The sequence below is a fragment of the Plebeiibacterium sediminum genome (assembly GCF_026013605.1).
In the GTDB taxonomy this organism is placed as follows: Bacteria; Bacteroidota; Bacteroidia; order Bacteroidales; family Marinilabiliaceae; genus Saccharicrinis; species Saccharicrinis sediminus.
On the sequence record NZ_JAPDPJ010000002.1, the window covers coordinates 136,398 to 160,686 of the forward strand.

At 33.8% G+C, this 24,289-nt stretch carries 16 protein-coding genes; 9 read left to right on the forward strand and 7 right to left on the reverse strand.

The annotated features are described in order from the left end of the window. Window positions 1-117 precede the first annotated feature (117 nt). From OM075_RS02415 to pckA, 8 genes are all read left to right on the forward strand, one after another. Window positions 118-990 (forward strand): AraC family transcriptional regulator, encoded by an 873-nt coding sequence (locus OM075_RS02415; RefSeq protein WP_301188870.1) that lies wholly within the window; start codon window positions 118-120, stop codon window positions 988-990. A gap of 133 nt (window positions 991-1,123) precedes the next feature. Next, window positions 1,124-2,563, forward strand: a complete 1,440-nt coding sequence (locus OM075_RS02420) for a tagaturonate reductase (RefSeq protein ID WP_301188871.1) — start codon at window positions 1,124-1,126, stop codon at window positions 2,561-2,563. A 127-nt stretch (window positions 2,564-2,690) separates the two neighbouring features. Then, window positions 2,691-4,199, forward strand: coding sequence for a UxaA family hydrolase (locus OM075_RS02425; protein WP_301188872.1), 1,509 nt, complete (start codon window positions 2,691-2,693; stop codon window positions 4,197-4,199). Window positions 4,200-4,284: 85 nt separating this feature from the next. Then, a complete protein-coding gene (uxaC, locus tag OM075_RS02430) occupies window positions 4,285-5,685 on the forward strand; it encodes a glucuronate isomerase (RefSeq protein ID WP_301188873.1) in 1,401 nt (466 codons plus the stop codon). A gap of 314 nt (window positions 5,686-5,999) precedes the next feature. Beyond that, window positions 6,000-7,055, forward strand: a complete 1,056-nt coding sequence (locus OM075_RS02435; RefSeq protein WP_301188874.1) for a LacI family DNA-binding transcriptional regulator — start codon at window positions 6,000-6,002, stop codon at window positions 7,053-7,055. A 41-nt stretch (window positions 7,056-7,096) separates the two neighbouring features. After that, on the forward strand, window positions 7,097-7,963 hold the full coding sequence (locus tag OM075_RS02440) for a DUF4861 family protein (RefSeq protein ID WP_301188875.1): 867 nt from the start codon (window positions 7,097-7,099) through the stop codon (window positions 7,961-7,963). A 240-nt stretch (window positions 7,964-8,203) separates the two neighbouring features. Further along, window positions 8,204-10,096, forward strand: coding sequence for a methyl-accepting chemotaxis protein (locus OM075_RS02445; RefSeq protein ID WP_301188876.1), 1,893 nt, complete (start codon window positions 8,204-8,206; stop codon window positions 10,094-10,096). A gap of 449 nt (window positions 10,097-10,545) precedes the next feature. Then, window positions 10,546-12,162 carry a phosphoenolpyruvate carboxykinase (ATP) gene (gene pckA, locus OM075_RS02450; protein ID WP_301188877.1) on the forward strand — a complete coding sequence of 539 codons (1,617 nt, stop codon included), beginning with the start codon at window positions 10,546-10,548 and terminating at the stop codon, window positions 12,160-12,162. A gap of 45 nt (window positions 12,163-12,207) precedes the next feature. Here the strand turns inward: pckA and OM075_RS02455 are convergent, their stop codons facing one another. After that, window positions 12,208-12,654 carry a hypothetical protein gene (locus tag OM075_RS02455; RefSeq protein WP_301188878.1) on the reverse strand — a complete coding sequence of 149 codons (447 nt, stop codon included), beginning with the start codon at window positions 12,652-12,654 and terminating at the stop codon, window positions 12,208-12,210. A gap of 395 nt (window positions 12,655-13,049) precedes the next feature. Between OM075_RS02455 and OM075_RS02460 the strand changes: the two genes are divergently transcribed. Continuing rightward, window positions 13,050-14,939 carry a DUF4114 domain-containing protein gene (locus OM075_RS02460; protein ID WP_301188879.1) on the forward strand — a complete coding sequence of 630 codons (1,890 nt, stop codon included), beginning with the start codon at window positions 13,050-13,052 and terminating at the stop codon, window positions 14,937-14,939. Between the two features lie 107 nt (window positions 14,940-15,046). Here OM075_RS02460 and OM075_RS02465 read toward each other — a convergent pair whose 3' ends face one another. From OM075_RS02465 to OM075_RS02490, 6 genes are all read right to left on the reverse strand, one after another. Beyond that, window positions 15,047-16,216 (reverse strand): BT3233 family polysaccharide utilization protein, encoded by a 1,170-nt coding sequence (locus tag OM075_RS02465; protein ID WP_301188880.1) that lies wholly within the window; start codon window positions 16,214-16,216, stop codon window positions 15,047-15,049. A 6-nt stretch (window positions 16,217-16,222) separates the two neighbouring features. Then, window positions 16,223-17,020, reverse strand: a complete 798-nt coding sequence (locus OM075_RS02470) for a gluconate 5-dehydrogenase (protein WP_301188881.1) — start codon at window positions 17,018-17,020, stop codon at window positions 16,223-16,225. Window positions 17,021-17,101: 81 nt separating this feature from the next. Then, window positions 17,102-17,938, reverse strand: coding sequence for a 5-dehydro-4-deoxy-D-glucuronate isomerase (gene kduI / locus OM075_RS02475; protein ID WP_301188882.1), 837 nt, complete (start codon window positions 17,936-17,938; stop codon window positions 17,102-17,104). Between the two features lie 11 nt (window positions 17,939-17,949). Then, window positions 17,950-18,966 carry a LacI family DNA-binding transcriptional regulator gene (locus OM075_RS02480; RefSeq protein ID WP_301188883.1) on the reverse strand — a complete coding sequence of 339 codons (1,017 nt, stop codon included), beginning with the start codon at window positions 18,964-18,966 and terminating at the stop codon, window positions 17,950-17,952. A gap of 227 nt (window positions 18,967-19,193) precedes the next feature. Next, window positions 19,194-21,623 carry a glycoside hydrolase family 2 TIM barrel-domain containing protein gene (locus tag OM075_RS02485; RefSeq protein ID WP_301188884.1) on the reverse strand — a complete coding sequence of 810 codons (2,430 nt, stop codon included), beginning with the start codon at window positions 21,621-21,623 and terminating at the stop codon, window positions 19,194-19,196. 205 nt (window positions 21,624-21,828) lie between these two features. Further along, window positions 21,829-23,973 carry an ATP-grasp domain-containing protein gene (locus OM075_RS02490; protein WP_301188885.1) on the reverse strand — a complete coding sequence of 715 codons (2,145 nt, stop codon included), beginning with the start codon at window positions 23,971-23,973 and terminating at the stop codon, window positions 21,829-21,831. Window positions 23,974-24,289: the final 316 nt, after the last annotated feature.

Genomic DNA, 24,289 nt, shown 5'->3' on the forward strand with positions numbered 1-24,289 from the left:
TTGAAAGATTTTTTTTGTTTATTTAACTTCTGATTATATTTTTAGACAAAAATAGACGGAAGAAAACATGCCATCAATACACAAATTGGCGTTTTATTTGCACTTTTTGGACCAACAATGAAGGACTTTTTTAAATACACTACCGTAAGTGATGAAGATAAAGATTGGGGCTTATATTTAAATGTAGCTGGTAAAGCAACCATCCCTGCCAATATTCAATATCCATTAAAAAATCATCCGAGCGGTTACTTTTTTACATGGAAGAATGGCAGAACGCTAAATGAATATCAGATTAACTATATTACAGAAGGAACTGGTATACTTGAAAATAAAAAAGGAAAATTTCAGGTTAAACCGGGAACTTTAATGATTACTCGTAAAGATGAATGGCACAGATACCGACCCAATAAATCTGATGGATGGGTTGAGAATTACATTGGCTTTGATGGCTTGCTTGCCAACCATTATTTACAAAAAAACCAGGTTTTACATGGTCAATCTGTTATACATTGTGGCGTAAGAGAAGATATAATTGACACCTATTATAAAATATTTGAGCTCATTCAAAATGAAGACCCTGGAAACCAACACATCGCTTCCGGATTAATAATCAAACTACTAGGCTATATTGTAGCTTGGCAAAAACAAAAAGATTTCTCTGGTAAACCAATTGAAAAATTGATACAGCATGCGCGATTTTATATGCGTGAACACATTGAAGATGAAATTGATCTAAAAAAACTTGCGGAGCAAAACTGTGTAGGTTATTCCTATTTTAGAAAGATGTTTAAAAAATACACAGGTATTGCTCCACACCAATATCATATTGATTTAAAAATAATGCGCGCTAAGGAACTGATTCTTACTACAGACAAGAGTTTAAAAGAGATCAGCTACGAATTAAAATTTCAATCCATACATTACTTTAGCCGTCTATTTAAAAAGAAATTGGGTATCCCTCCTTCAGAATTAAGATCTAGTATAAAATAATAACATATCTAAACATTATTTTTTACTTTTTACATTTTTTAACATTAAAGTGTGTGCGCACACACTTTAATGTGCTTATCTTTGTTCCACTTAATTACCATAAAAGTCATATTTAGAAAATTATAAACATACTATGAAAGCATTAAACAATGAAACTGTTCAGGCTCGCAAGACCTATCCTGTAAAAATTCTTCAATTCGGTGAAGGAAACTTTTTACGTGCATTTGTTGATTGGATGATTCAACAAGCAAACAACAAAATTGACTACAACGCCGGTGTTGTAATTGTACAACCTTTGGCTAATGGTTTGGTTGAAATGCTTAAAAAGCAAGATTGCATGTATCACGTTTCTTTACAAGGTATTAAAGATGGTAAACCTGTAGAAGAAACAGAATTGATAGAATGTGTAATGGATGCAGTGAATCCTTATGCTGAATATGCTAAATATGAAGAGTATTTCCTATCAGAAGATTTAGAGATTGTTATTTCAAACACAACAGAAGCTGGTATTAGCAGAATTGATGATGAAGATATCAATGCTTTACCTCCTAAATCTTACCCTGGAAAAATGACTGCTCTTTTATATAAGAGATATAAAAAATATGCGGGTGCTGCAGACAAAGGTTTAAGTGTAATCTGCTGCGAATTAATCGATAAAAACGCAGATATTCTTAAAGAAATAGTTCTGGAACTAGCTGAACAAAATAATTTAGAGGCTGATTTTATCAATTGGTTAAACTCAGCATGTACTTTCAGTAGTACATTAGTTGACCGTATTGTTCCTGGTTTCCCTAAAGATAACATCAAAGAGATTCAGGCTGAATTAGGTTATGAAGATAACTTGGTTGTTGTTGGTGAGTACTTCCACTTATGGGCTATTGAAGCTGGTGAAAATGTTCGTAGCAAATTCCCAATGGATAGTGCTGGTTTAAATGTGGTTTGGTTAGACGACATGAAAGCTTTCCGCGACAAAAAAGTAAGAGTATTAAATGGTTCTCACACAGCTTTAGTACCTGTTGGTTTATTATGTGGTCACGAAACTGTAAAAGAAGCATTTGATGACGAAACTGTTTCTACTTATATCAAAAGCATGGTAGCTGAAGAGGTATTACCTAATATTGAAGGTGATAAAGAAAAATTAGTTGCTTTTGCAGATGAGATTTTAGAGCGTTTCTTTAATCCTTATATCCGTCACTTCTTAAAGGATATCTCATTAAACTCTTTATCTAAATGGGTAACCAGAGATTTCCCAACAGTAAAAGATACTGTTGCAAGTACAGGTAAACTTCCTAAAAAAGTAACTTTCTCACTTGCTGCATTACTTGTATTATATAAACCAGGTAATCCAATCGGTTTCGAAGCTAAAGACACTCCTGAATTATTAGAAATCATTAACTCAGTATGGGCTTCTGATTCTTCTGTTGAAGAAAAAGTACAGTCAATCTTAAGTAATGATAAGATTTGGGGAATTAACCTTGATGAAGTTCCTGGTTTCTCTGCTGCAGTTGCAGGTTATGTTAACAATATTCTTGACAACTCTATTCAATCAGCTTTAGCTGAAATTCTTAAATAACATTTTATAGGACAGGATAGCTTTGCACCATACTGATGCTTAGCTATCCTGCATGGTTTTTAGAGAAATTTGAGATACATCAACTTCTCTAATTTTATTGAATTCACAGCAATAAAACACAATTATTATGAAGCATTTACATATTCAACCAGGCGATAATGTTATAGTTGCACTGGAACCAGTGAGTGCAGGCACCAGCTTTGAGTTTGAAGGAAACACTATTACAGTGGCTTCTGATATTCCTCAGGCACATAAAATTGCCATTGCCCCTATCAAAAAAGGTGAGCAAATTAAAAAATACGGCAGCTCAATTGGTGTAGCTCAGGAAGATATTGAAGTAGGTATGCATGTTCATGTTCACAATATCAAAACTGGTCTTGGTGACATACTTGAATACTGCTATGAACCAGTAGAACCAGATGTAAAAGTAACATTAGAAGAAAAATTTTTTGAAGGTTACGAACGTGCAAATGGAGAAGTTGGTATCAGAAACGAACTTTGGATTATTCCTACAGTAGGCTGTGTTAATGGAGTATCTGAATCTATAGCAAAAAAGTTTACAGAGAAATGTATGAAATCCGGTTTGTTCTTTGATGAATTGGATTATTTCGATGGAATCTATACTTTCCCGCATAACTATGGTTGTTCACAAATGGGCGATGACCATGTGAATACCCGCGAAACACTACAAAACATTGCACGTCACCCAAATGCAGGAGCTGTTCTTGTGGTGGGTCTTGGTTGTGAAAACAATCAGGTGAGTGCCTTCAGAGAAACGCTGGGTGAATACGACCCATCAAGGATTAAGTTTATCACTACTCAGGATCTTAAGGATGAAATCATTTCAGGAGTTGATGTTGTTTCTGAACTTTTTGATGCAATGAAAGAAGACCGCAGAACAAAACAACCTTTGTCTAAATTAAGATTAGGATTAGAATGCGGTGGTTCTGATGGTTTTAGTGGTATTACTGCAAATCCAATGTTAGGTAGAGTTTCTGATTATGTGATTCACTATGGTGGTACAAGCGTATTAACTGAAGTACCTGAAATGTTTGGTGCAGAAACAATTCTGATGAATCGCTGTGAAACCAAAGAAGTTTTCCAAAAGACTGTTGACATGGTTAATGACTTTAAGAATTATTATAAGCGTCATAACCAGGTTATCTACGAAAATCCTTCTCCAGGTAACAAAAATGGTGGTATCACAACGCTTGAAGATAAATCATTAGGTTGTACCATGAAGGCCGGAAACAGCAAAGTTAAGGATGTGCTTAAACATACAGAACGTATTAAAACATCGGGCTTAAACTTAATCAGTGCCCCAGGTAACGACCTTGTTGCAACCACAACTTTAGGAATGTGTGGCTGTCAGATGGTACTATTTACAACCGGACGAGGAACTCCGTTTGGAGGATTTATACCTACAATAAAAGTAGCTACTAACACACAGCTTGCCGAAAGAAAACAAAACTGGATTGATTTTAATGCAGGAAGACTTGTTGATGGTGTAAGCATGGATGACTTAAGTAAAGAGTTTATTGATTTGCTTTTAGAAATTGCCAGCGGCAAAAAAACTAAAAACGAAATCAATGGTTACCGTGAAATAGCAATCTTTAAAAGCGGAGTTACGCTGTAATCAAGAAATAATAAACCAATTACACAATAAAATACTGGTGTAATTGGTTTTATTTGTAATTCTAATAATCGAAAAAACATACATAATGAAAACTTTTATTGATAAAGACTTTATCTTATCAAACGAAACTGCAAAAAAACTGTATCACGAGTACGCAGAAAATCTACCAATTATTGACTATCACTGTCATATTTCACCACAGCAAATTGCCGACGACGTTAAATTTGAAAATATTACTCAAATTTGGTTATACGGTGACCATTACAAGTGGAGAGCAATGCGTACCAACGGTATTCCTGAAAATGAAATTACAGGAGATGTAAGCGATTGGGATAAGTTTTACAATTGGGCAAAAACAGTTCCTTTTACACTTCGTAACCCTCTTTACCACTGGACTCACCTTGAATTAAAGAAACCATTTGGTGTTGAAGAAATCTTAGATGAGAAATCAGCAAAATCAATCTGGGAAGCTTGTAATGCAAAACTTCAAACTCCTGAATTTTCTTGTAAAGGTTTAATTAAACAAGCTAATGTAGAGATCATCTGTACTACTGACGATCCTGTTGATTCATTAGAGTATCATAAAAAAATTAAAGATTCTGGTTTCGAGACTAAAGTACTTCCTACTTGGAGAGCCGATAAAACTATGGCTATCGATAACCTGAATGACTTTAACGCTTACATGAATACCTTAGCTGAAGTTTCCGGTGTAGCAATTGAATCTTATGATGACTTCTTAAAAGCATTACAAATCCGTCAGGATTTCTTTGCTGAAATGGGATGTAAACTTTCTGACCACGGTTTAGATCGTTTCTTCTGTGATGAATATACTATTGATGAAATTAAAGCAATTTTTGCCAAAGCAAGAAAAGGTGAAGCTTTAACATCAGTGGAAATAAACAAATATAAATCGGCTGTATTGTATCAATTAGCAGTTATGGATCACGCAAAAGGCTGGACTCAACAATTCCACATTGGTGCTATTCGTAACAACAACACCTTTATGTATAACAAATTAGGTGCTGACACAGGTTTTGACTCAATTGGTGATGATTTAGTTGCAAGGGATATGTCTAAATTCTTAAACAGTCTTGCTACCGAAGAAAAACTAACTAAAACAATTCTTTACAACTTAAATCCTTCTCATAACGAAGTTTACGCTACTATGTTAGGTAATTTCCAGGATGGTAGTGTTGCAGGTAAAATCCAGTGGGGTTCAGGTTGGTGGTTCCTTGACCAAAAAGATGGTATGGAAAAACAAATGAACGCACTTTCTATGTTAGGATTATTAAGTCGTTTTGTTGGTATGCTTACTGATTCAAGAAGTTTCTTAAGTTACAGCCGTCATGAGTATTTCCGTCGTATCCTTTGTAACCTGTTAGGTGAAGATGTAGAAAAAGGATTAATTCCTAATGATATGGAATTATTAAAAACATATGTTGAAAATATTTGCTACTATAACGCAAAGAACTATTTCAACTTTTAATTGACACTTCGCTAAAATCAATTGTTTTAGCGAAATATAATTACACTAGCTGATCAAATTTAGCGTCGGTAACATTATTGTTACTGACGCTAATTATATATTAACCTGAATTGAATGATATTTTGGAAGGTTTCTAACTGATAAGTGTAAATAATTCAATTCAAATGAAACGAACCATGAGAATAATAATTTTTCTGGTGAGTTACATATGGCAATAAAAAGACCAATTACAGGCACTGGAATAAACCATGTAAATCTGAATATCCAAATTTATTTCAGCGTTCCATCGGCCATTGGAAAATAAATTTATAAAGATGAAAATAAGAATAGTTGATATTGCCAAACAAGCAGGTGTTTCTGCGGGTACTGTTGACAGGATTATTCATCAAAGGGGTAAATTCTCTGAGAAAGCATACGAAAAGGTTCAAAAAGCAATCAAAGAACTTGGGTATGCACCTGATATTTTAGCTCGAAATCTTGCTTTAAAAAGAGAACTGCAAATAGCATGTCTCCTACCCGATCCTAATGATGTAAAATATTGGACTCGTCCCATGGCTGGTATTGACAAAGCTATTTCTGAGTTGTCGTCTTTTAAGGTAAATATCCATAAAATTACGTTTTCGTTAAGAGCCCTAGATTTTAAGGAAGCTTTTAATAAAATATTAGATTTAAATCCGGATGGCGTTGTTTACGTTCCGATGTTTCTGGAAGAATCCAAAATATTTGCCGATCAGCTTCATGATAGAAATATTCCCTTTGTACAAATGAATATTCATCATGCAGAAGCAAATCCTTTATCTTTTATTGGACAAGATCCTGTTGCAGCAGGAAAAGTTGCTGCTTCCCTATGTAATTTAGCCTTCAATAAAGAAGATGAAATTCTAGTTGTATATGTTTCTAAGGGAAAACAGGAATATTCGCATATTAATGATAGAATTGAGGGATTCCTTAATTTTTTCAGAGAAAAAAATATTTCCACTGATAGAATTAAACATCTTCAGTTAAAAGTAGATAAAGACAATGTGGATTACGAAGCATCACTTTGTAATTATTTGAAAAAATCTCCAAACACTAAAATTATCTACGTGCCAAATTCAAGAATACATTTAATTGCAGATATTCTGGAAGAAAATAACATTAAAGACCTGATGCTTATTGGGTTTGACACACTGGAACAAAACATTAAGTACCTTCAGAAAGGTGTTATTGACTTTTTAATTGCACAACAATCCAAAAGTCAGGGATATAATGCAGCCATTATACTTTTTAATTATTTGTTCCGAAAAGAAAATGTAAAAAGCATGAATTATTTACCAGTAGATATCCTGAATAAGGAGAATATTAACTTTTATGAAGGATTACTGGAATAAATATTGTTAACCTATCAAATCACTCAAATAAAATAATTAGCATGAAATCATTAATACTCACTTTCACACTACTCGTTGTTGTAATATTGCCATCAATTGCTCAAAACTTAACCGATGCAAGTTTATTTTTAAGAAAAGACTCTGTTTATACAAATGAAATTCAAGAAGAGTCTGGCGATCTATATAGATCAATTGGTCACCATGGGCCAGCTGTAGAAAATGAGTGGCTAGCCTTACGATTATATTTTAATAATAAAGCTGCTGCCATTGATGTTTATAACAAACAAAAGCCAGGTTTAGAGCTTAAATCTGCAAAATGGTACCCAAGTGCCGAAGAACAAAAAAAAGGATTAGGTGCTGATTATTATAAAGTAGGCGGTACGTTAGGATTAGGAGGAGTAAGACTTTGGGATGGGGAAAATGTTGTATTGTTAGCGCCCGTATCTAATCGTATTGTAAGAGTTAAAAAAGAAGGAAGTATTTCACAGATGGAAATGCTATCAAAAGATGTACCTTACAAAGGAAAAAAAGTGGATATCCTGGTAAGAGTTACGGCCTATTCCGGAATCAGAGAAATGAGAGTTGAAGCTTTTGCTTTAACTGACGAAGATGTGCAATTTGTTACTGGTGTAAACTATCACGAAGGACAAAAAGTAGATAAAGCTGCAAATTATGTTATCTCGTGGGGTTATCATCCTGAAGATGTAGCTGCCGAAAAAATTAAAGTTGGTGCTGCTATTGTTATAAATCCTGATAACTACTCAAAGACTCTTGATGATGGTAAACAACAACTATTTATTACAAAACCAACCAAATATACCAGCCATTGGGTAACTTCTACAATTGAAAAAGATAAAGAATTAGGAACCTTTAAGGCTTTTCAAAAATATGTTAGTTCAATAAAATAAACATTTAATTTAAATACTATTTTAAAGAGGCTTAATGCCTCTTTTTTTGTTTCTATTAATCATGGAATTTTAACACAATAAATTTTAATCATCAATCAAATGTTGTTTATCATGCTATTCAATACATTCGTCAAATAGTTTTCAACAGCCTGTTAATAACATTTTCACATATACAGAAACCTTAATATTTATTTTACCGTATCTCTCCGTAATCTAAACAACACATTTAACTTAATTAATATGAAGAGGTTTCACGATATTAAAATCGGATTGCGGTTAGGCGTTATAGTAACATCCCTGGTAGTTGTTATTTTAGTTATTTTAGGTGTTTCCATTATTAAATTGGAGATTAATACCAGTGAATCTGAGACGAACGAACGGATGCAGGAGCATGTAAAGGACTTAAATTTACTCATTTCTCAAAATATTTCATCCAATCAACAAAACGTTCGAATAGGAATTAATACTGCCGATCAGTTTATTAAAAATCTTGGTAAAATTAAAATTAGTGCAAAGACAATAGCTTTGTCTGCCACTAATCAATTAACCAACGAATCCCGAAAAATTGAAGTACCAGAGTGGACTGTTCAGGGAGAACAAATTCAAAACAGCACTCGCTTTGTGGATGAAATCAAAGATTTAGTAGGGGGAACCGCAACCATCTTTCAAAAAATAGATGATGGTTTTCTTCGAATTTCAACTAATGTAATAGACAAAAATGGAGAAAGAGCGGTTGGTACATACATTCCTAATTCATCACCTGTAGTTAAATCTATAATGGAAGGTAATACTTATGTTGGAAGAGCATTTGTTGTAGATGATTATTACTTAACTGCATACAAACCTCTAATAATAGACGGTACAATACAGGGAATTATTTATGTTGGGGTGAAAGAAAAAAACATGGATAAGTTAAAAGCTATATTTAATGATAAAATATTTTTTGACTCAGGTTACCCTTATATCGTTACCAATGATGGTACTTTAATAATCCATCCTAAAGATGAAGGGAAAAGTATTGCAAACGAAGATTTCTTCTTAAAAATGAAAAATGCAAAAGAAGAAAAAGGTTTAATTACTTATCAATATGGAGGTAAAAAGAAATATCAATACTTTAGACATCTGGATGAAATACAATCATATATAGCAGTTACAGTTTATGAAGATGAATTATTTGCCAGTGTTTACTATATCAGAAATATCATTATTGTAGCATTAATAATAAGTATTTTGATATTAGGTGTGCTTATTTACTTTATTGCAAAAGATATTTCAAATAGCCTTGAAAAAGCTGTGTATATCTCAGAATCTATTGCAGAAGGAAACTTAACCAGTAAACTGGAGATTGATCAGAAAGATGAAATTGGGCAATTAGCATCAGCTCTAAATAAAATGATTGATGGCTTAAGAGATATTGTAACCAATATAAAAACCGGAGCTGACCGAATTGGAGTTGCCAGTCAGCAGCTCAGTGGATCATCACAACAACTATCGCAAGGTGCCAATGAACAAGCCAGTTCCATTGAAGAAGTCAGTTCTACTATGGAAGAAATTTCAGCAAGTATTCAGCAAAACTCTGATAATGCGACAGAAACCTCAAAAGTATCAGAAGAGGCTACCAGAGATTCAAATAAAGTGAACTCACAAGCTCAAGATGCAAATAAAGCAATGAAAACTATCTCTGAAAAAATATCTATCATCAACGACATTGCAATGAAAACTAATATTCTGGCACTAAATGCTTCAGTTGAAGCAGCCAGAGCAGGTGAACAAGGACGAGGTTTTGCTGTAGTTGCAGGAGAAGTAAGAAAACTTGCTGAACAAAGTAAAATTGCTGCAGATGAAATTAATGCACTAACTAAGGAAGGATTAAGTCTCTCAAACACAACCGGCCAGTTAATGAACGAAATTATACCAAAAATTAACACCACATCCATGTTGGTTCAGGAGATTGCTGCTGCCAGTCAGGAACAAAACAATGGTTCACATCAGGTGAACAGTGCAATTCAGCAATTAAACGATATAACCCAAGAAAATGCTGCTGCAAGTGAAGAATTAGCATCAAGCGCTGAAATGCTTGCCGAACAAGCCGAGCACTTAAAAAGTGCGATTGCATTCTTTACTCTAAATTAAACACACAATAACAACATACAAACATGTAAAAAAGGAGGTTGAATTATAATAATTCAACCTCCTTTTATTTACCATTACTTATTAAACCATTCAATCATCTTCATATATTTTTAACAAACATATAGTTAACTGAGAATTTGAACATTTAGGTTATAAATTAAAAGCCACTTTAATAAATATCTAAAAATCAACTACCATACACCTCATATTCAAACCAATACAACACTACAAAATAAAATAGATTGCAAATATTTGTTTTTATTAAATGATTTTAACTATTTTTAATATAGATTCATTTACAACAACCACCTACATCTCATTAAGCTGATATACAGGCAGTAAATGCGTCCCACACACCTATTCTTAATTGAATAACAATTGTGTTTTATTAGTTAACCCTAACAATAAAATAGGTGTATTTTATATTCACACAGTTAAAATCTTACGATATGGAAGCAATTAAATCGACTGTTGATTTAACCCAATATGGGATCAAGACAAACCATGAAGTAATTTATAATCCATCTTACGAATTACTCTTTTCTGAAGAAATAAACCAAAACCTAAAAGGTTTTGAAAAAGGCACTCTAACAAAGTTTGATGCCATCAATGTAATGACAGGTAGATTCACAGGGCGCTCTCCAAAAGACAAATATATTGTTTATGATGATATTACAAAGGATTCAATTTGGTGGACTTCTGATAAAGCACCAAATGACAACAGACCGCTATCTCCTGAAACCTGGCAAACGCTAAAAGAGCAAGTTATTGATGATCTATCGCACAATAAACTATTTGTGACAGATACATTTTGTGGTGCAAACAAAGATACTCAGCTTAGAGTAAGATTTATAACAGAAGTTGCCTGGCAGGCACATTTTGTAAAAAATATGTTTATCCGCCCAACAAACGAACAATTGGAATCGTATGGCGAACCTGATTTTGTTGTTCTTAACGCCTCTAAATTCACAAATCCTAACTGGCAAGAACAAAGAATGCATTCTGAGGTGTTTACAGTATTTAATTTAACAGAAAGAATTCAACTGATTGGCGGTACATGGTACGGAGGCGAAATGAAAAAAGGAATTTTTGCCATGATGAATTATTTTCTTCCTTTAAAAGGTATTGCAGCTATGCACTGCTCAGCAAACAAAGGTAGCAATGATGATGTGGCAATTTTCTTTGGACTTTCAGGAACCGGTAAAACAACCTTATCAACTGATCCTAAAAGAGCATTAATTGGAGACGATGAACATGGCTGGGATGATGATGGCGTATTTAATTTTGAGGGTGGTTGTTATGCAAAAACCATAAACCTGGATAAAGACAGTGAACCCGATATTTATCATGCCATCAAACGAAATGCTTTATTGGAAAACGTTACTGTTTTACCTGATGGATCTGTTGATTTTACAGATAAGTCAGTAACAGAAAATACCAGAGTCTCCTATCCTATTTACCATATCAACAATATAGTAAAACCTATATCAAAAGCTGGACATGCCAATAAAGTTATATTTTTAACTGCAGATGCATTTGGGGTTATGCCTCCTGTTTCAAAACTTAATCCAGATCAAACTCAATACCATTTCTTATCAGGTTTTACAGCTAAACTTGCAGGTACTGAATTAGGAGTTACAGAACCTGTCCCAACATTTTCTGCTTGTTTTGGCGAGGCCTTTTTATCACTTCATCCAACCAAATATGGAAAAGAACTGGTAAAGAAAATGCAAGAACATAATGCACAGGCTTATCTTGTTAACACTGGCTGGAATGGGACTGGAAAACGAATATCGATCAAAGATACCAGGGCTATTATTGATGCAATTTTAGACGGATCAATAGAAAAGGCTGAAACAAAAACAATTCCTATTTTTAATCTGGAAGTTCCAACATTTCTACATGATGTAGATCCTGCTATAATGGATCCAAGGGATACTTATAGAAATCCTGAAGAATGGACTCATAAAGCAAAAGATCTGGCTCACTTATTTATTAATAACTTTAAAAAATATACAGATACTGATTTAGGAAAACAATTAGAACAGGCTGGACCCGAATTATAATAAAATAATAAAGGAGACTCACTTATGAGTCTCCTTTCCTGTATATTATTTAAATAAAAACATCATTCGCCTCTGTCCATCAGGCATTCCGATGATATTATTAATATAGTCCTCCTTAAAGTTCATCGATCCTTTTTGAATAAATCCTTTACCCCAGGGCATATTAGCGCCCCAAGATCCTGATCTTACTGTTTTTGAGAAATTCTCAACTACCACAATAGTATGAACTCCAACAGTTATTACACATGATTTATATGCTTTTGCTTCTTCTAAAGAACTTCCCATATTTTCTTTGGTAACTACAATTGATTTAGCTGCCTGTTCAAATGCTAGTTTATTGATGCTTGAAATTGGCGAACTTTCATTCAGATCTGATATTTCTAATGAAATAACACCATCTGTTAAATCCTTAATTAATTCGGCCTTATTTTCCTGAGCATTAACAATTCCTATTGTCAACAAAATCAAAAGACCTGTAAATAATAATTTCATTTGTATATAATTTTAAAATGTTCTCAAATTTAATTTTAAGGCTATCAAAAACCCAACAGTACAATTCTCTAATACTACCTTTAATCATCTGATATATGACCCTGATCTACTTTATTACGCAGTTAGTCATCAAATGTTACATCATACACTTTAAGTTATAGTTAATTAAAAATAAACATCATATATAAAAACACCTGGGTTATAATACTAATCAAGTTATCGTTCTATTATAGTTGAACGAAATAATCCATTAAACCTGATAAAAATGTACTTCATCAAAAACAAAAGTACACACATAAAATACATTGTTTGATTATTTGTAACATATAGGAAACTATCTCTTTCTTTGTCCATTAAATAATTAATGTTATCACTTAAATTATAATTAGCATAATATGAAAAATATTAATTTCATTATTCTATTTCTCATTAGCACATTTGCATTTTTTAGTTGTCAACAGGACTCTATAATCGTAGATGAGCAGGTGCAGGAATTTAAAGAAGTTGGGAATCTTTTAATTAATACAAACAACGATAATCTGGCATCAAGAATAAATTACAAGGATGAGATTATTCCTATTGTTGAAACAAATTCTTCGTCTCTTCTTAAAAGCGCTGGCGATTTTCAAGATATCGATCTTACTAAGAATTATGTATTTAAATTAAAAGCAGAAGTTGCTTCTCCTGTTTATAATGACAATACATTACAAGCTTCTCATGTTAAGATTCATGACAATTACGCTTTTGTTACGTATAACACTCAAGGGGCCAAATGGCTTGGTGGAATTGAAATCTTTGACGTTACAGATGAAAAGAACCCTGTGATTATTTCAAGTGCTATACTTGACAATATGGATGTTAGCGCCATTGATTATTATGATGGAAAAATATACATTGTTGGAGCTAGAGGTGATTATATGGAGGCAGGATATGTATCTCCTGCATTTCTGGAGGTGATCTCTTTAACAGAAACAATGGCCTTTGAAGAAGTTGATGCAATTATTGATCTTCCATCCTATGCAGGAACTGATATTAAGGTGGTTGATGGCCGTATTTACGCAACCTGTGGATCGGATGGTGGCCTAACTGTATTTGATACAGAATATAATTTGATCAGTTCAGAGGAACTAACAGATGTACGTTCAGTAGATGCTAATTCTGATAAACTATACGTATTGCAAGGGCAAGAAGGACGTGTAAATGTATTTGGACTTTCTGATGCTGTATATCAGGACACCTACAATGTTGGTGGAGCAAATACTCCGGAGTCTAAATCAGAGATAGCAGTAACAGATGATTATATCTTCACTGCTTTAAATGAAGGTGGACTTTCTATGCTTAATTTGGATGGTAGTTTAAAACAAAATTTACCAAGACCAGAAACTCCAGAAGGATCATTAGACGAAAACAATGTAACAAACAGTGTGTCTATTAATAATGATCTGGTTTTAATAGGAAACGGTGAGTCAGGTGTTCATATTGGTGGACTAATTAAAGAAAATAATGACAATATAAGTATGCTTGGTGCAATGAAGTTTAACGATTACCAATCTACTAACTTTGTTGAATCTAAAGACAACCTTATTTTTGTAGCGACTGGATTAGGTGGTTTAAAAATTATAGGTATTAGTATTGACGAGGGTGTACCTGATGATGTTGAACCAACAAAACCTTGTACAACACTAATGGATAAAATATCTAAACTATTTCCAGAGAGTAAAGATGCCAGAGTATTACACGAAGATCTATTTAGCGAAACTGCTCAATTAAGTATACGTGTTACCAAAGAAACTCCTGTTTATGTATCTTTTATTAATGAGGGAGCTAGTTGGAAAAATACTTTTGGTTACTATACATATAATGAAAATAATCCGCCACAATCAATTGATGATTTAGAAACACATATTGTTTTTCCCAACGTATCTAAGGTTAATGAAGGAGGTGGCTTAGACTTTGGTGACCGTGTTCAATTGGGCGATAGTAGTTTTCCGGCTGGTACCGTAATTGGCTTTTATATTGTTGCTAGAGGCTGGAAAAATGGCTTAACTGTAGATGGTGACTATACACACTATACAGACAGAATTTTTAATATTAATCAAAGACAGCAATCTACCTTATTTTTAAGTAGTGACTGCGATGATATTGTATTAACCTTTGAAGATGTTAAAGTTGATCTCAATTCTTGTGATCATGATTACAATGACATCATTCTAACCATTAAAGACACTAAAGACATGAGTGTTCCTAATACAAAGTTAGACATCTCTGGTTTACCAAGAAAATAGATAAATTTCATTTCTAAGTATTTAGAACAAAAAAAGTCAGGTAGTTATGTAATTACCTGACTTTTCTTTTTATCAGAGAATGAATCTCTAAACTATAATATGCAAAACTATTTTACTGTTACTTGCAATGGATTTTGAATCTTTTGAGCAAAATCTGCTAAATAAGCTTCCCAGGATTCTTTACCTGAAAATTGTTTACTTTCGCTCCATGCAAAACCTGCATAATACTCTACTTTTCCATCAATAACTTTAAGATGTAATAATACATTACTATGATCTTTTACATCTGAATCAATGCGAGTATAACCGGCATAGTATTTAGGATCAATTACTATTGCATTTCCTAATTCGTTTCCGAAATAAGGTGCATAATAATCTGCAAAAACAGCAGTTGAATCCACAGTCAGTTCACCATCATTCTCATGTAAAGTAATACCTGTTGTTAAAAATTCAGATCCCTTAACGTCAACTGTAATTTTAGTCAGGTTAGAACCCAAATCAATAGAAATAGTTTTTTGCTCCTGAACCTCAACATCATCTGTTCCATAAGGATCGTAATCCAATACAAATTTTGTTTTGATTGGACCATTTAACAACACATGTGAATCAGTAAAGTTAACAGATTGAACAAGAGAATCTTTTACCATAACTCCAGTTCCTCCAGCACCTAATCCCGGACCAACATGATAATTATCCAAACCTTCACCTCTGTCATTATGGTAATACATAGGATCTTCAAGATAACCCTTGTACCATTTATCAATAACAGAATAGTCCACTTTTTTTAACCAACAATCCAAACCTCCGGAGATACCTCCACCAGGTTTACCTTCCTCTGCCAGTTTCTTTAAAGCAGGTCCGTACATTCTAAACGCCACTTTATCATTTTCCCATGTAAAGTCATCATAACGTTCAGGAACAAAGCGACCAAATGTTTTAACTTCTGTTGATGGTAATGTTGTAGCACCTACTTTAACTGTATAATCTTTAGATTCTCCAGCCTTTAAATCAGCTTGAAATAAAATCGCTTCAAAAGTTTTATCTGAATTTTCATCAACTAACTGACTGCGAATTTCTGAACCTGTTGCGTTATCAATTACAATAAACTGATCTGAGGTAGAAGCTAATGCTCCAAGATCTACTTTCACCGTTTCTGCACCTCTATCAATTTTTAAAGGATTAGTAACAGAGACAGTTAAAGAATTCTGGCTGCCAGAGCAAGCACTAAACGCAGCCAGAAAAAATATCATATAAGAAAAATTAAAAATCTTTTTCATCGAGAATTAGATTTCATTTTCTCCTTTAACATAACCAAAGTTGGCCAAAATACCTCCATCTACATAAAGAATGTGACCATTAACAAAGTCTGCAGCTTTTGAAGAAAGGAATAAACATGCATTACCCACATCTTCTGGCTCTCCCCAACGTCCTGCAGGAGTACGAGTCATCACTAAGTCATTAAATGGATGTCCGTTAACACGGATAGGAGCAGTTTGAGAAGTAGCAATATAACCAGGACCGATTCCGTTAATTTGAACGTTATATTTAGCCCATTCACAAGTCATGTTTTCAGTTAAAAGTTTTAATCCACCTTTAGCTGCTGCATAAGCAGAAACATTTTGACGACCATAAACACTCATCATTGAACACATGTTAATGATTTTTCCCTGACGACGCTCAATCATTCCAGGAGCAATACGCTTAGCCACAATAAGAGGTGCAACCAAGTCAACATCAATCACTTGTTCAAAATCTTTAATTGGCATATCTAAAATAGGTACACGCTTAATAATACCTGCGTTATTTACCAAAATATCAATAGGTCCAACTTCTTTTTCAATGATGCTAACACCTTTATCAACTTCTTCTTCGCTACAAACATTAAAGTTTACAGTAAAAACATCGATACCGTCTTTAGCATATTCTTCTTTAGCTTCGGCTAATTTTTCATCGTTTAAGTCGTTAACGCAAAGTTTAGCACCAGCTTTAGCTAACATTTTACCGCAAGCCATACCAATACCATGAGTTCCTCCTGTTACAAGAGCTACTTTACCTGTAAGGTCAAATAATTCGTTTATCATAATTTGGATATTTATTTTATTATTACTCTTTTATATTCACCTCATCATGCATAAAGTATGATGAGGATTGTTGTTTTATGCTTATTTCAATTCGTTTGGTTGACGAACATCCATATCACCATAATCTAAGTTTTCACCTGCCATACCCCAAATAAAGATATAGTTTGAAGTACCTGCTGCACTGTGAATACTCCAAGATGGAGAAAGAACTGCTTCTTCATTTTTCATCCAAATGTGACGAGTCTCATCTGGCTGTCCCATAAAGTGACATACAGCTTGGCTCTCTGGAACTTCAAAATAGAAATAAGCCTCCATTCTACGGTTATGTGTGTGAGCTGGCATTGTATTCCAAACACTTCCTGGTTGTAAAGCTGTCATACCCATTTGTAACTGACAAGTAGGCACTACTTCCTTAACGATTAACTGGTTAATTTGACGCTCGTTAGAAGTTTCTAAAGAACCTAATTGTAAAACATTAGCATCTCCAAGAGTTACATGTTTTGAAGGGAAAGCTTTATGAGCTGGAGCTGAGTTTATATATAAATGAGCTGGTTTTGATGCTTCAACTGATTCAAATACTACATCTTTAACACCTTGACCTAAATATAAAGCCTCTTTATATTTTAATTCGTAAACCACACCATCAGCAGTAATTTTTGCATCACCACCAACGTTAATAATTCCCATTTCGCGACGAGCTAAAAAGTACTCAGCTTTTAACTCCTCATAAGTATCCAATTTAATTGGCTTGTCAGTAGGTACAGCACCACCTACAATATATCTGTCGTAAAAAGAATATACCAGGTTAATTTCACCAGGAACCATTACTTTTTCAATTAAAAACTCTTTTCTGATACGAGTTGTATCATAACTTTTTACATCCTCAGGATGTACTGCATAACGTACTTCTAAACTCATGTCTATTACTTTTAAAAGTTAATATTTATTTTTTTTGATGATTCTCTTTCTTTAAACTCAACAGGTACAACACGCTCAATATTATGCAAAACGCCATTGATGGCATCTATCATTTCCTGAGCGGCGATTCGGCCCACTTCACGTCCGTCTTGTTCAATTGATGATAAAGATGGATGTAACATTTCTGCAAATGGTTCATTTCCAAAACCTACCAATCCAAATTTTCCGGGGAATTCAGCTTTAAGATCTTTCAAACCTTCAAACACACCGAAAGCAGAATAATCACCCGCACAAAAAACGGCATCAATTTCCTTTTCTTTGAGCACCTGTTGAATCGTCTCCAATCCTGAATCCCGTGTTATGATATCTTCCATAATAAGAGATTCATCCACTTCTCCAAATGCCTCAGCAATGGCTTTTTTGTATCCAATTATACGTTCACCATATACATTAATCATTTTATTTCCGGAAAAATGGGCAATATTTTTATACCCTGATTGTATTAAATGTCTGGTAGCTAAATAAGCTCCTGTTATGTTATCATTGACAATCTTAGGTCCTTTCAAATTTTTACAAACCCTATCAAACTGAACTAGTGGAACATTTGCATCAACAACACCCTGTAGGTGTTCAAAGCTATTGGTTTCAACAGATAGGGAGATGATGATCCCTCCTACCCTGTTTCGCATTAATGAATGAACTGCCTTAACTTCTGCCTCCAATTCCTCATGACTCTGCATAATCAAAAGACTATATCCGGCAGGATTTAAGATTTCTTCTACCCCACTAATGATATTACTAAAGAAATGACGATTGATTCTTGGAACAATCATTCCAATTAAATCAGATTTTCCTTTTCGTAACGATGATGCCATTAAATTAGGCTGATATCCCATTTCCTGGGCCATTCTCTTCACCTTATCTCTGGTAGCCTGACTTACTCTTTGATTATCAGCCAGAGCTCTTGAAATAGTTGAAGGAGTAACGCCTAATTTTTTAGCAATATCATTAATTGTAACCTTCTTCATTCAATTAATTTTTGACAAAAATACAAACGATTGCACATAAATACAAACGATTGCGCATTTTTAAGAAATTAAATTTTTAATAAAGTTATTGAATGAATTAACAGAAGATCACTAAATATCTTATATAATTAATTACCTGATCATTACAAAAACAAAACCTCCAATAAAATCAAATATGACTTTAATGGAGGTTTCAATATTCTTAGATACTTATCTTCTAAAACGAACTATTTTGCTTTTAAAGTTATTGTACCACTATTTAAGCCTTTAGCTGATACTTTCAAAACAATATCGCCCGGTTCGTTTTGTGCCTGTACCAACACCACCAATTTACCACTAAAGGTTTTCATGGTAGGCAAATGAAATAGTTCCAATGATGTGGCATCTCCATTACAAGCCGCTCTGTACATTCCTTTACCGGAAACTTTAAAATGCAATTGATTAGTTGCATTTGAACACAGATTTCCGTCTTTATCAACTACTGATGCCGTAACATAACTTAAATCATTGCCATCAGCTGAAATAATAGTTCGATCTGCATCTAACTGAATATGGTCAGGAGCCCCCGCTGTTTTTATTTCCTTTTCTGCAACTGAATTTCCGTTATCATCATAAGCGACAACTTTAATGGTTCCGGGTTCATATTTTACATCCATCCACATCAAACGATACCTGTTCTGTTTGGTTTTATTACTCTTCTCCTGAATACCCTGGCTCTTACCATTTACAAACAACTCAGCCTTATTATAATTGGTATAAACAAATACAGGAGTTACTTCCCCTTCTCTGCCTTCCCAATTCCAATGAGGCAGAATATGTAAAGTTTCATCATTAGTATTCCATCGGCTGCGATACCAATAAAATCGATCTTTTTTTAATCCTCCTAAATCACATATTCCAAAATAAGAACTTCGAGAAGGCCATTGCGTATCATAAGGCGTAGGTTCTCCCAGATAGTCGAAACCAGTCCATACAAACTCTCCTATAACCCAATCTTTATCATCCTGTAAAACAGCATCATCATCTGGTAAGTTACTCCAGCTACAAAACTCAAAATCATATGAAGAACACTGTCCATCTTCATACATTGTATTACTTTTGATCTCCACCGGAAATTTATAAACCCCTCTGGAACTAACTGTTGAGGCAGTTTCTGATCCCAAAACAAAACCCTGTGGGAAACGATCATAGGCTTCTTCGTATAAATGTACACGGTAGTTTAACCCCGGAATATCCATAATAGCACCAAAACCACTCTCCATCACAGCCTTAACCTGATCCATTCCAACAGTTACCGGACGAGTTGGATCCTCTCTATGGAAAATATCCTGTAACATTTTGGCTCTTTTCACACCTAAACTTCCATATTGATCCGGAACTTCATTCCCACTACTCCACATTACAATACATGGATGATTTCTTGTGGCTCTTACTAAGTTTACCACATCTTTTTCAGCCCATTCGTTAAAATATAGGTTATAACCATTTTTCACTTTTGATTTTGCCCACTCATCAAAACTTTCTGCAAGAAATAGAAATCCCATTTCATCACATAGCTCCAATTGTTCATGAGATGGCATATTGTGAGAAGAACGAATGGCATTACATCCCATATCTTTTAAGATCGTCAATTGTCGTTTCAATGCTGCTTTATTCACTGCTGCTCCTAATGGACCTAAATCATGATGCAGACATACTCCTTTAAACTTAGTTGTTTTACCATTTAATTGAAATCCTTTATCTGCACTATATTCAATGGTTCTAATACCAAACTTGATAGTTTGACTATCTTTTACCTGACCGTTTTGATATAATTTTAACTCAGCAGTATATAATACCGGTTTTTCAGGACTCCACAATTGAGGATTACTAACTGCAATATTTTGCTCTATTTGCTGACCAAACTTTTCATTTTGTGTTTGTTTGGCCACCACTTCGCCTTTACTGTTTTTAATAACTGTTTCTGCAAAAACATTATCACCTGTAACTTCAGTTTTAATATTGACTTTGGCCACTTCACTATTTACAAATGGTGTGGTGATAAAAGTTCCCCACTGATTAAAACTAATTTCGTCTTTAACTATAATCTGAACCTTTCTGTATAAACCCGCTCCAGGATACCATCTACTTGCTTTTTCTTTATTTTCTAAACGAACCGCAATAGTATTATCTCCCTGAGGATTGATGTATTCAGAAATATCGAAATAGAAATAACTATATCCGTATGGACGATAACCTACTTTTTTACCATTTAAATAAACCTGAGCATTACTCATGGCTCCATCAAAAACCAACAGTGCTTTTTTGCCTTGACTAAACTCTGGTAATGAAAAACTAGTTCGATACCATCCTATACCTATATGAGGTAGTGCGCCGGTACGACCATATTTTTCTGTTGCTGCCTTTTCTTTATTCTGAACAATACGAACAGTTTGCTTGTCGATTTCCTTATCAAAAGGGCCGTAAATGGCCCAATCATGAGGAACTGATACTTCTTCCCATTTTTTATCATTAAAATCTATACGCTCTGCTCCTTCAAAATCGCCTTTACTAAATTTCCAATGATTGGATAAGGTAAGTACGGAACGTATTCCATCCTGACCAAAACCACAAACACAAACTGAAAAAATAATACTCAATAATACTAGCTTCTTCATATAATTATAATCTTCTTTATTTACTTCTATTTTACCATACCATACATTAATGCATAATAAATAATCGAGAGATTATTATAAACCAACCTCTCGATAAATTAAGTATGTTACTTGAATAACAAAGATTAAAATTTAATGCAAAATTAGATATGTCTGAGTGTACTATTTGTATTCATTTTAGTACATATATTTGTTCAAATTAACTCTAATCTTTCAAAATTAAAGCAAGCAAAAGGGCTCGTTCAATTAAGCTATGACGAATAATTCGCTCATTTTCAGAAGGAAGAAATTCACCTACGGGTCCTAATCCATCAATTTTTGCCATATCCTTTTTTATGTGACAAATATCGGCCGAACTCCAACGATGTTCATGTGTAATGCGAACATCAATTTGTTTTGCTATGGAAGAAATATGCTTATATAATTCTTTTGTTTTATCTGATTCTAACATAGCATTACGTTTTATGCCTCCCTCAAATTGTATTTGAAAAATTTTATTGCGCTTTTGTGTAGTCAGAATCTTTTTAATCTTTTGTTCAATATCATCTAATATTTCAGGTGAGTTGTGACGAACACTTATGCCCGCAGAACCATAAGCATATCTTTTAAAAATATTACTCTTAAACTGAATATCATATGGTGCAATAATATTGTTGGCATCATTTCTTGAAATATCAGCAATTGCAGCAAGGGTTTTATTAAAATTCATAGCAGTACTTGAAACATGCTCCGGACTATCTTTTTGTATCAATTTTGTTTCGAAATGATATAAGGCAGAACCTGATCTGGATAGAATTAAACCACCTTTACGAGAACTACCACTTAACGAAATAACACTTTTGGCAAGATCTGCTTTTTGCTGAATAAGTGCCTTAGAATACCTGCCATCAATAGAAGAATCTGTAATTAACAAGATACCTATTTTCAATTTCTTAATGTTTCGGGTAAATTTTAAAGCTTGCAATGCAGAAATCAATATAGCGATACCTCCCTTGTTTTCCCATATCCCTGTACCTTCAAGATATTGCTCATGCTCATTATAGTTTTCGTGTTGAGCCAATTTTACTCGGTTATCAATGGGTTGCAATAACAAATAGTCAACCTCCTTACTAAATGAATTGGAAAAGTAAATAATATTACCCACCTCAAGTTGGGGATGAATTTCCTGTACAAATCCAAGTTGACTCAGCTCACTGCTAATAATTCCAGAACAATAATTTACACCCTCAACATTCCTTACATAAGTATCAGTATCTACTAAAGTCTTTAGAAACTTTTCGGTATGTTGTTGTCTGGTTTTGATGAACGTACGCATACGGGAAATCAAAGAAACCTTTGGCTTTTCATTAGAATCTACATCAGTCAGAATGGTATTAGAAAAATACCTTACAGAAGCAACATCCAGCATTTTATTTACCAAATTATCGAAATTATAACCAGCCACTCTGGCTGCTGCTGAATATGAGCCTGTTTCTCCAAGACTGGCCATGGAATTAATTTCCAACAAATAAATATTATCGTCCTCATCTAAGCGAATATCCACACGGGCAAAATCTCTTAAATTTAGAGCATGAAAGGCTTCCGCAGATAGTTTTTGCATTTTATCAGCCAATTCATCTGAGATCATTGCCGGACAAATTTTCTTTTTGGGCTTATGCTTTTTATCATCCACTGTTTGAATAGCATCAGGATCACCTTCTAAATCAATTTCTAAAACCGGAAATGTTTCAACCGGAGAATTTCCTATTAATCCCACACAAAATTCACGACCACGAATAAATTGTTCAACCAAAGCCTGCTGATCAAATTCTGTAATGATAAAATGTACTGCCTCTCTTAGATCTTCAACATTGTAAACAACCTTTAATCCAAAGGAAACACTTTCCATTTTAGGTTTTACTATAACAGGAAAAACCACGGAATTCATATCCTCCTCAGGCGAATTAAAAACCCAAAAATCAGGTGTAGGCAAATTATTGTTCTTCCATATTATTTTAGTTAAAACTTTATCTAAAGCCAATGCATGCCCGGATGGAGAAGAACCCACGTAAGGTAAACCAAGCATTTCTAACATTGAAGGTATATGTGTATAGCGGCTTTCTCCCTGAATACCATATGCCATATTAAAAATCATCCCCATCTGTTCACCTTCATTGACCCTGGGCATAAAATTTTCAAGACGTTCAATAATTTGTTTATTTCCATCTAGTATGGCAACATTATGCCCAGCTTTTTCAAGACTTTGAGCGACTTTTTTTACAGTTTTCTCACTATAAAACTCCTTATTTTGCATACCAAAGGTGTTAATTACACCATCAATATCCTTATTATAAATAAGTGCAACTTTCATTATTCTTAAATTTATAATTATTTAATACTTAAACCGCTATTACCTAAATTTACGACACTATTTCCTTATAAAAAAGGCATACTTGTACCATTCTTATCATAAGGAATAACTATTCAATTTCTATTTTTTTTTAGGATTACACTACTACATATGAAAGAAATACACTATCGGGAATAAGTAAAATCAATAAAACTAATTAGTGGCTAAAAGCTTTGTTATACTTATTCAGAGTATTTTAAAATCATCTCATTACAACAAATACATTATTGTAAAACATGTATACTTATTAACGGCGGCAAATATAGAAAAAAGCTAA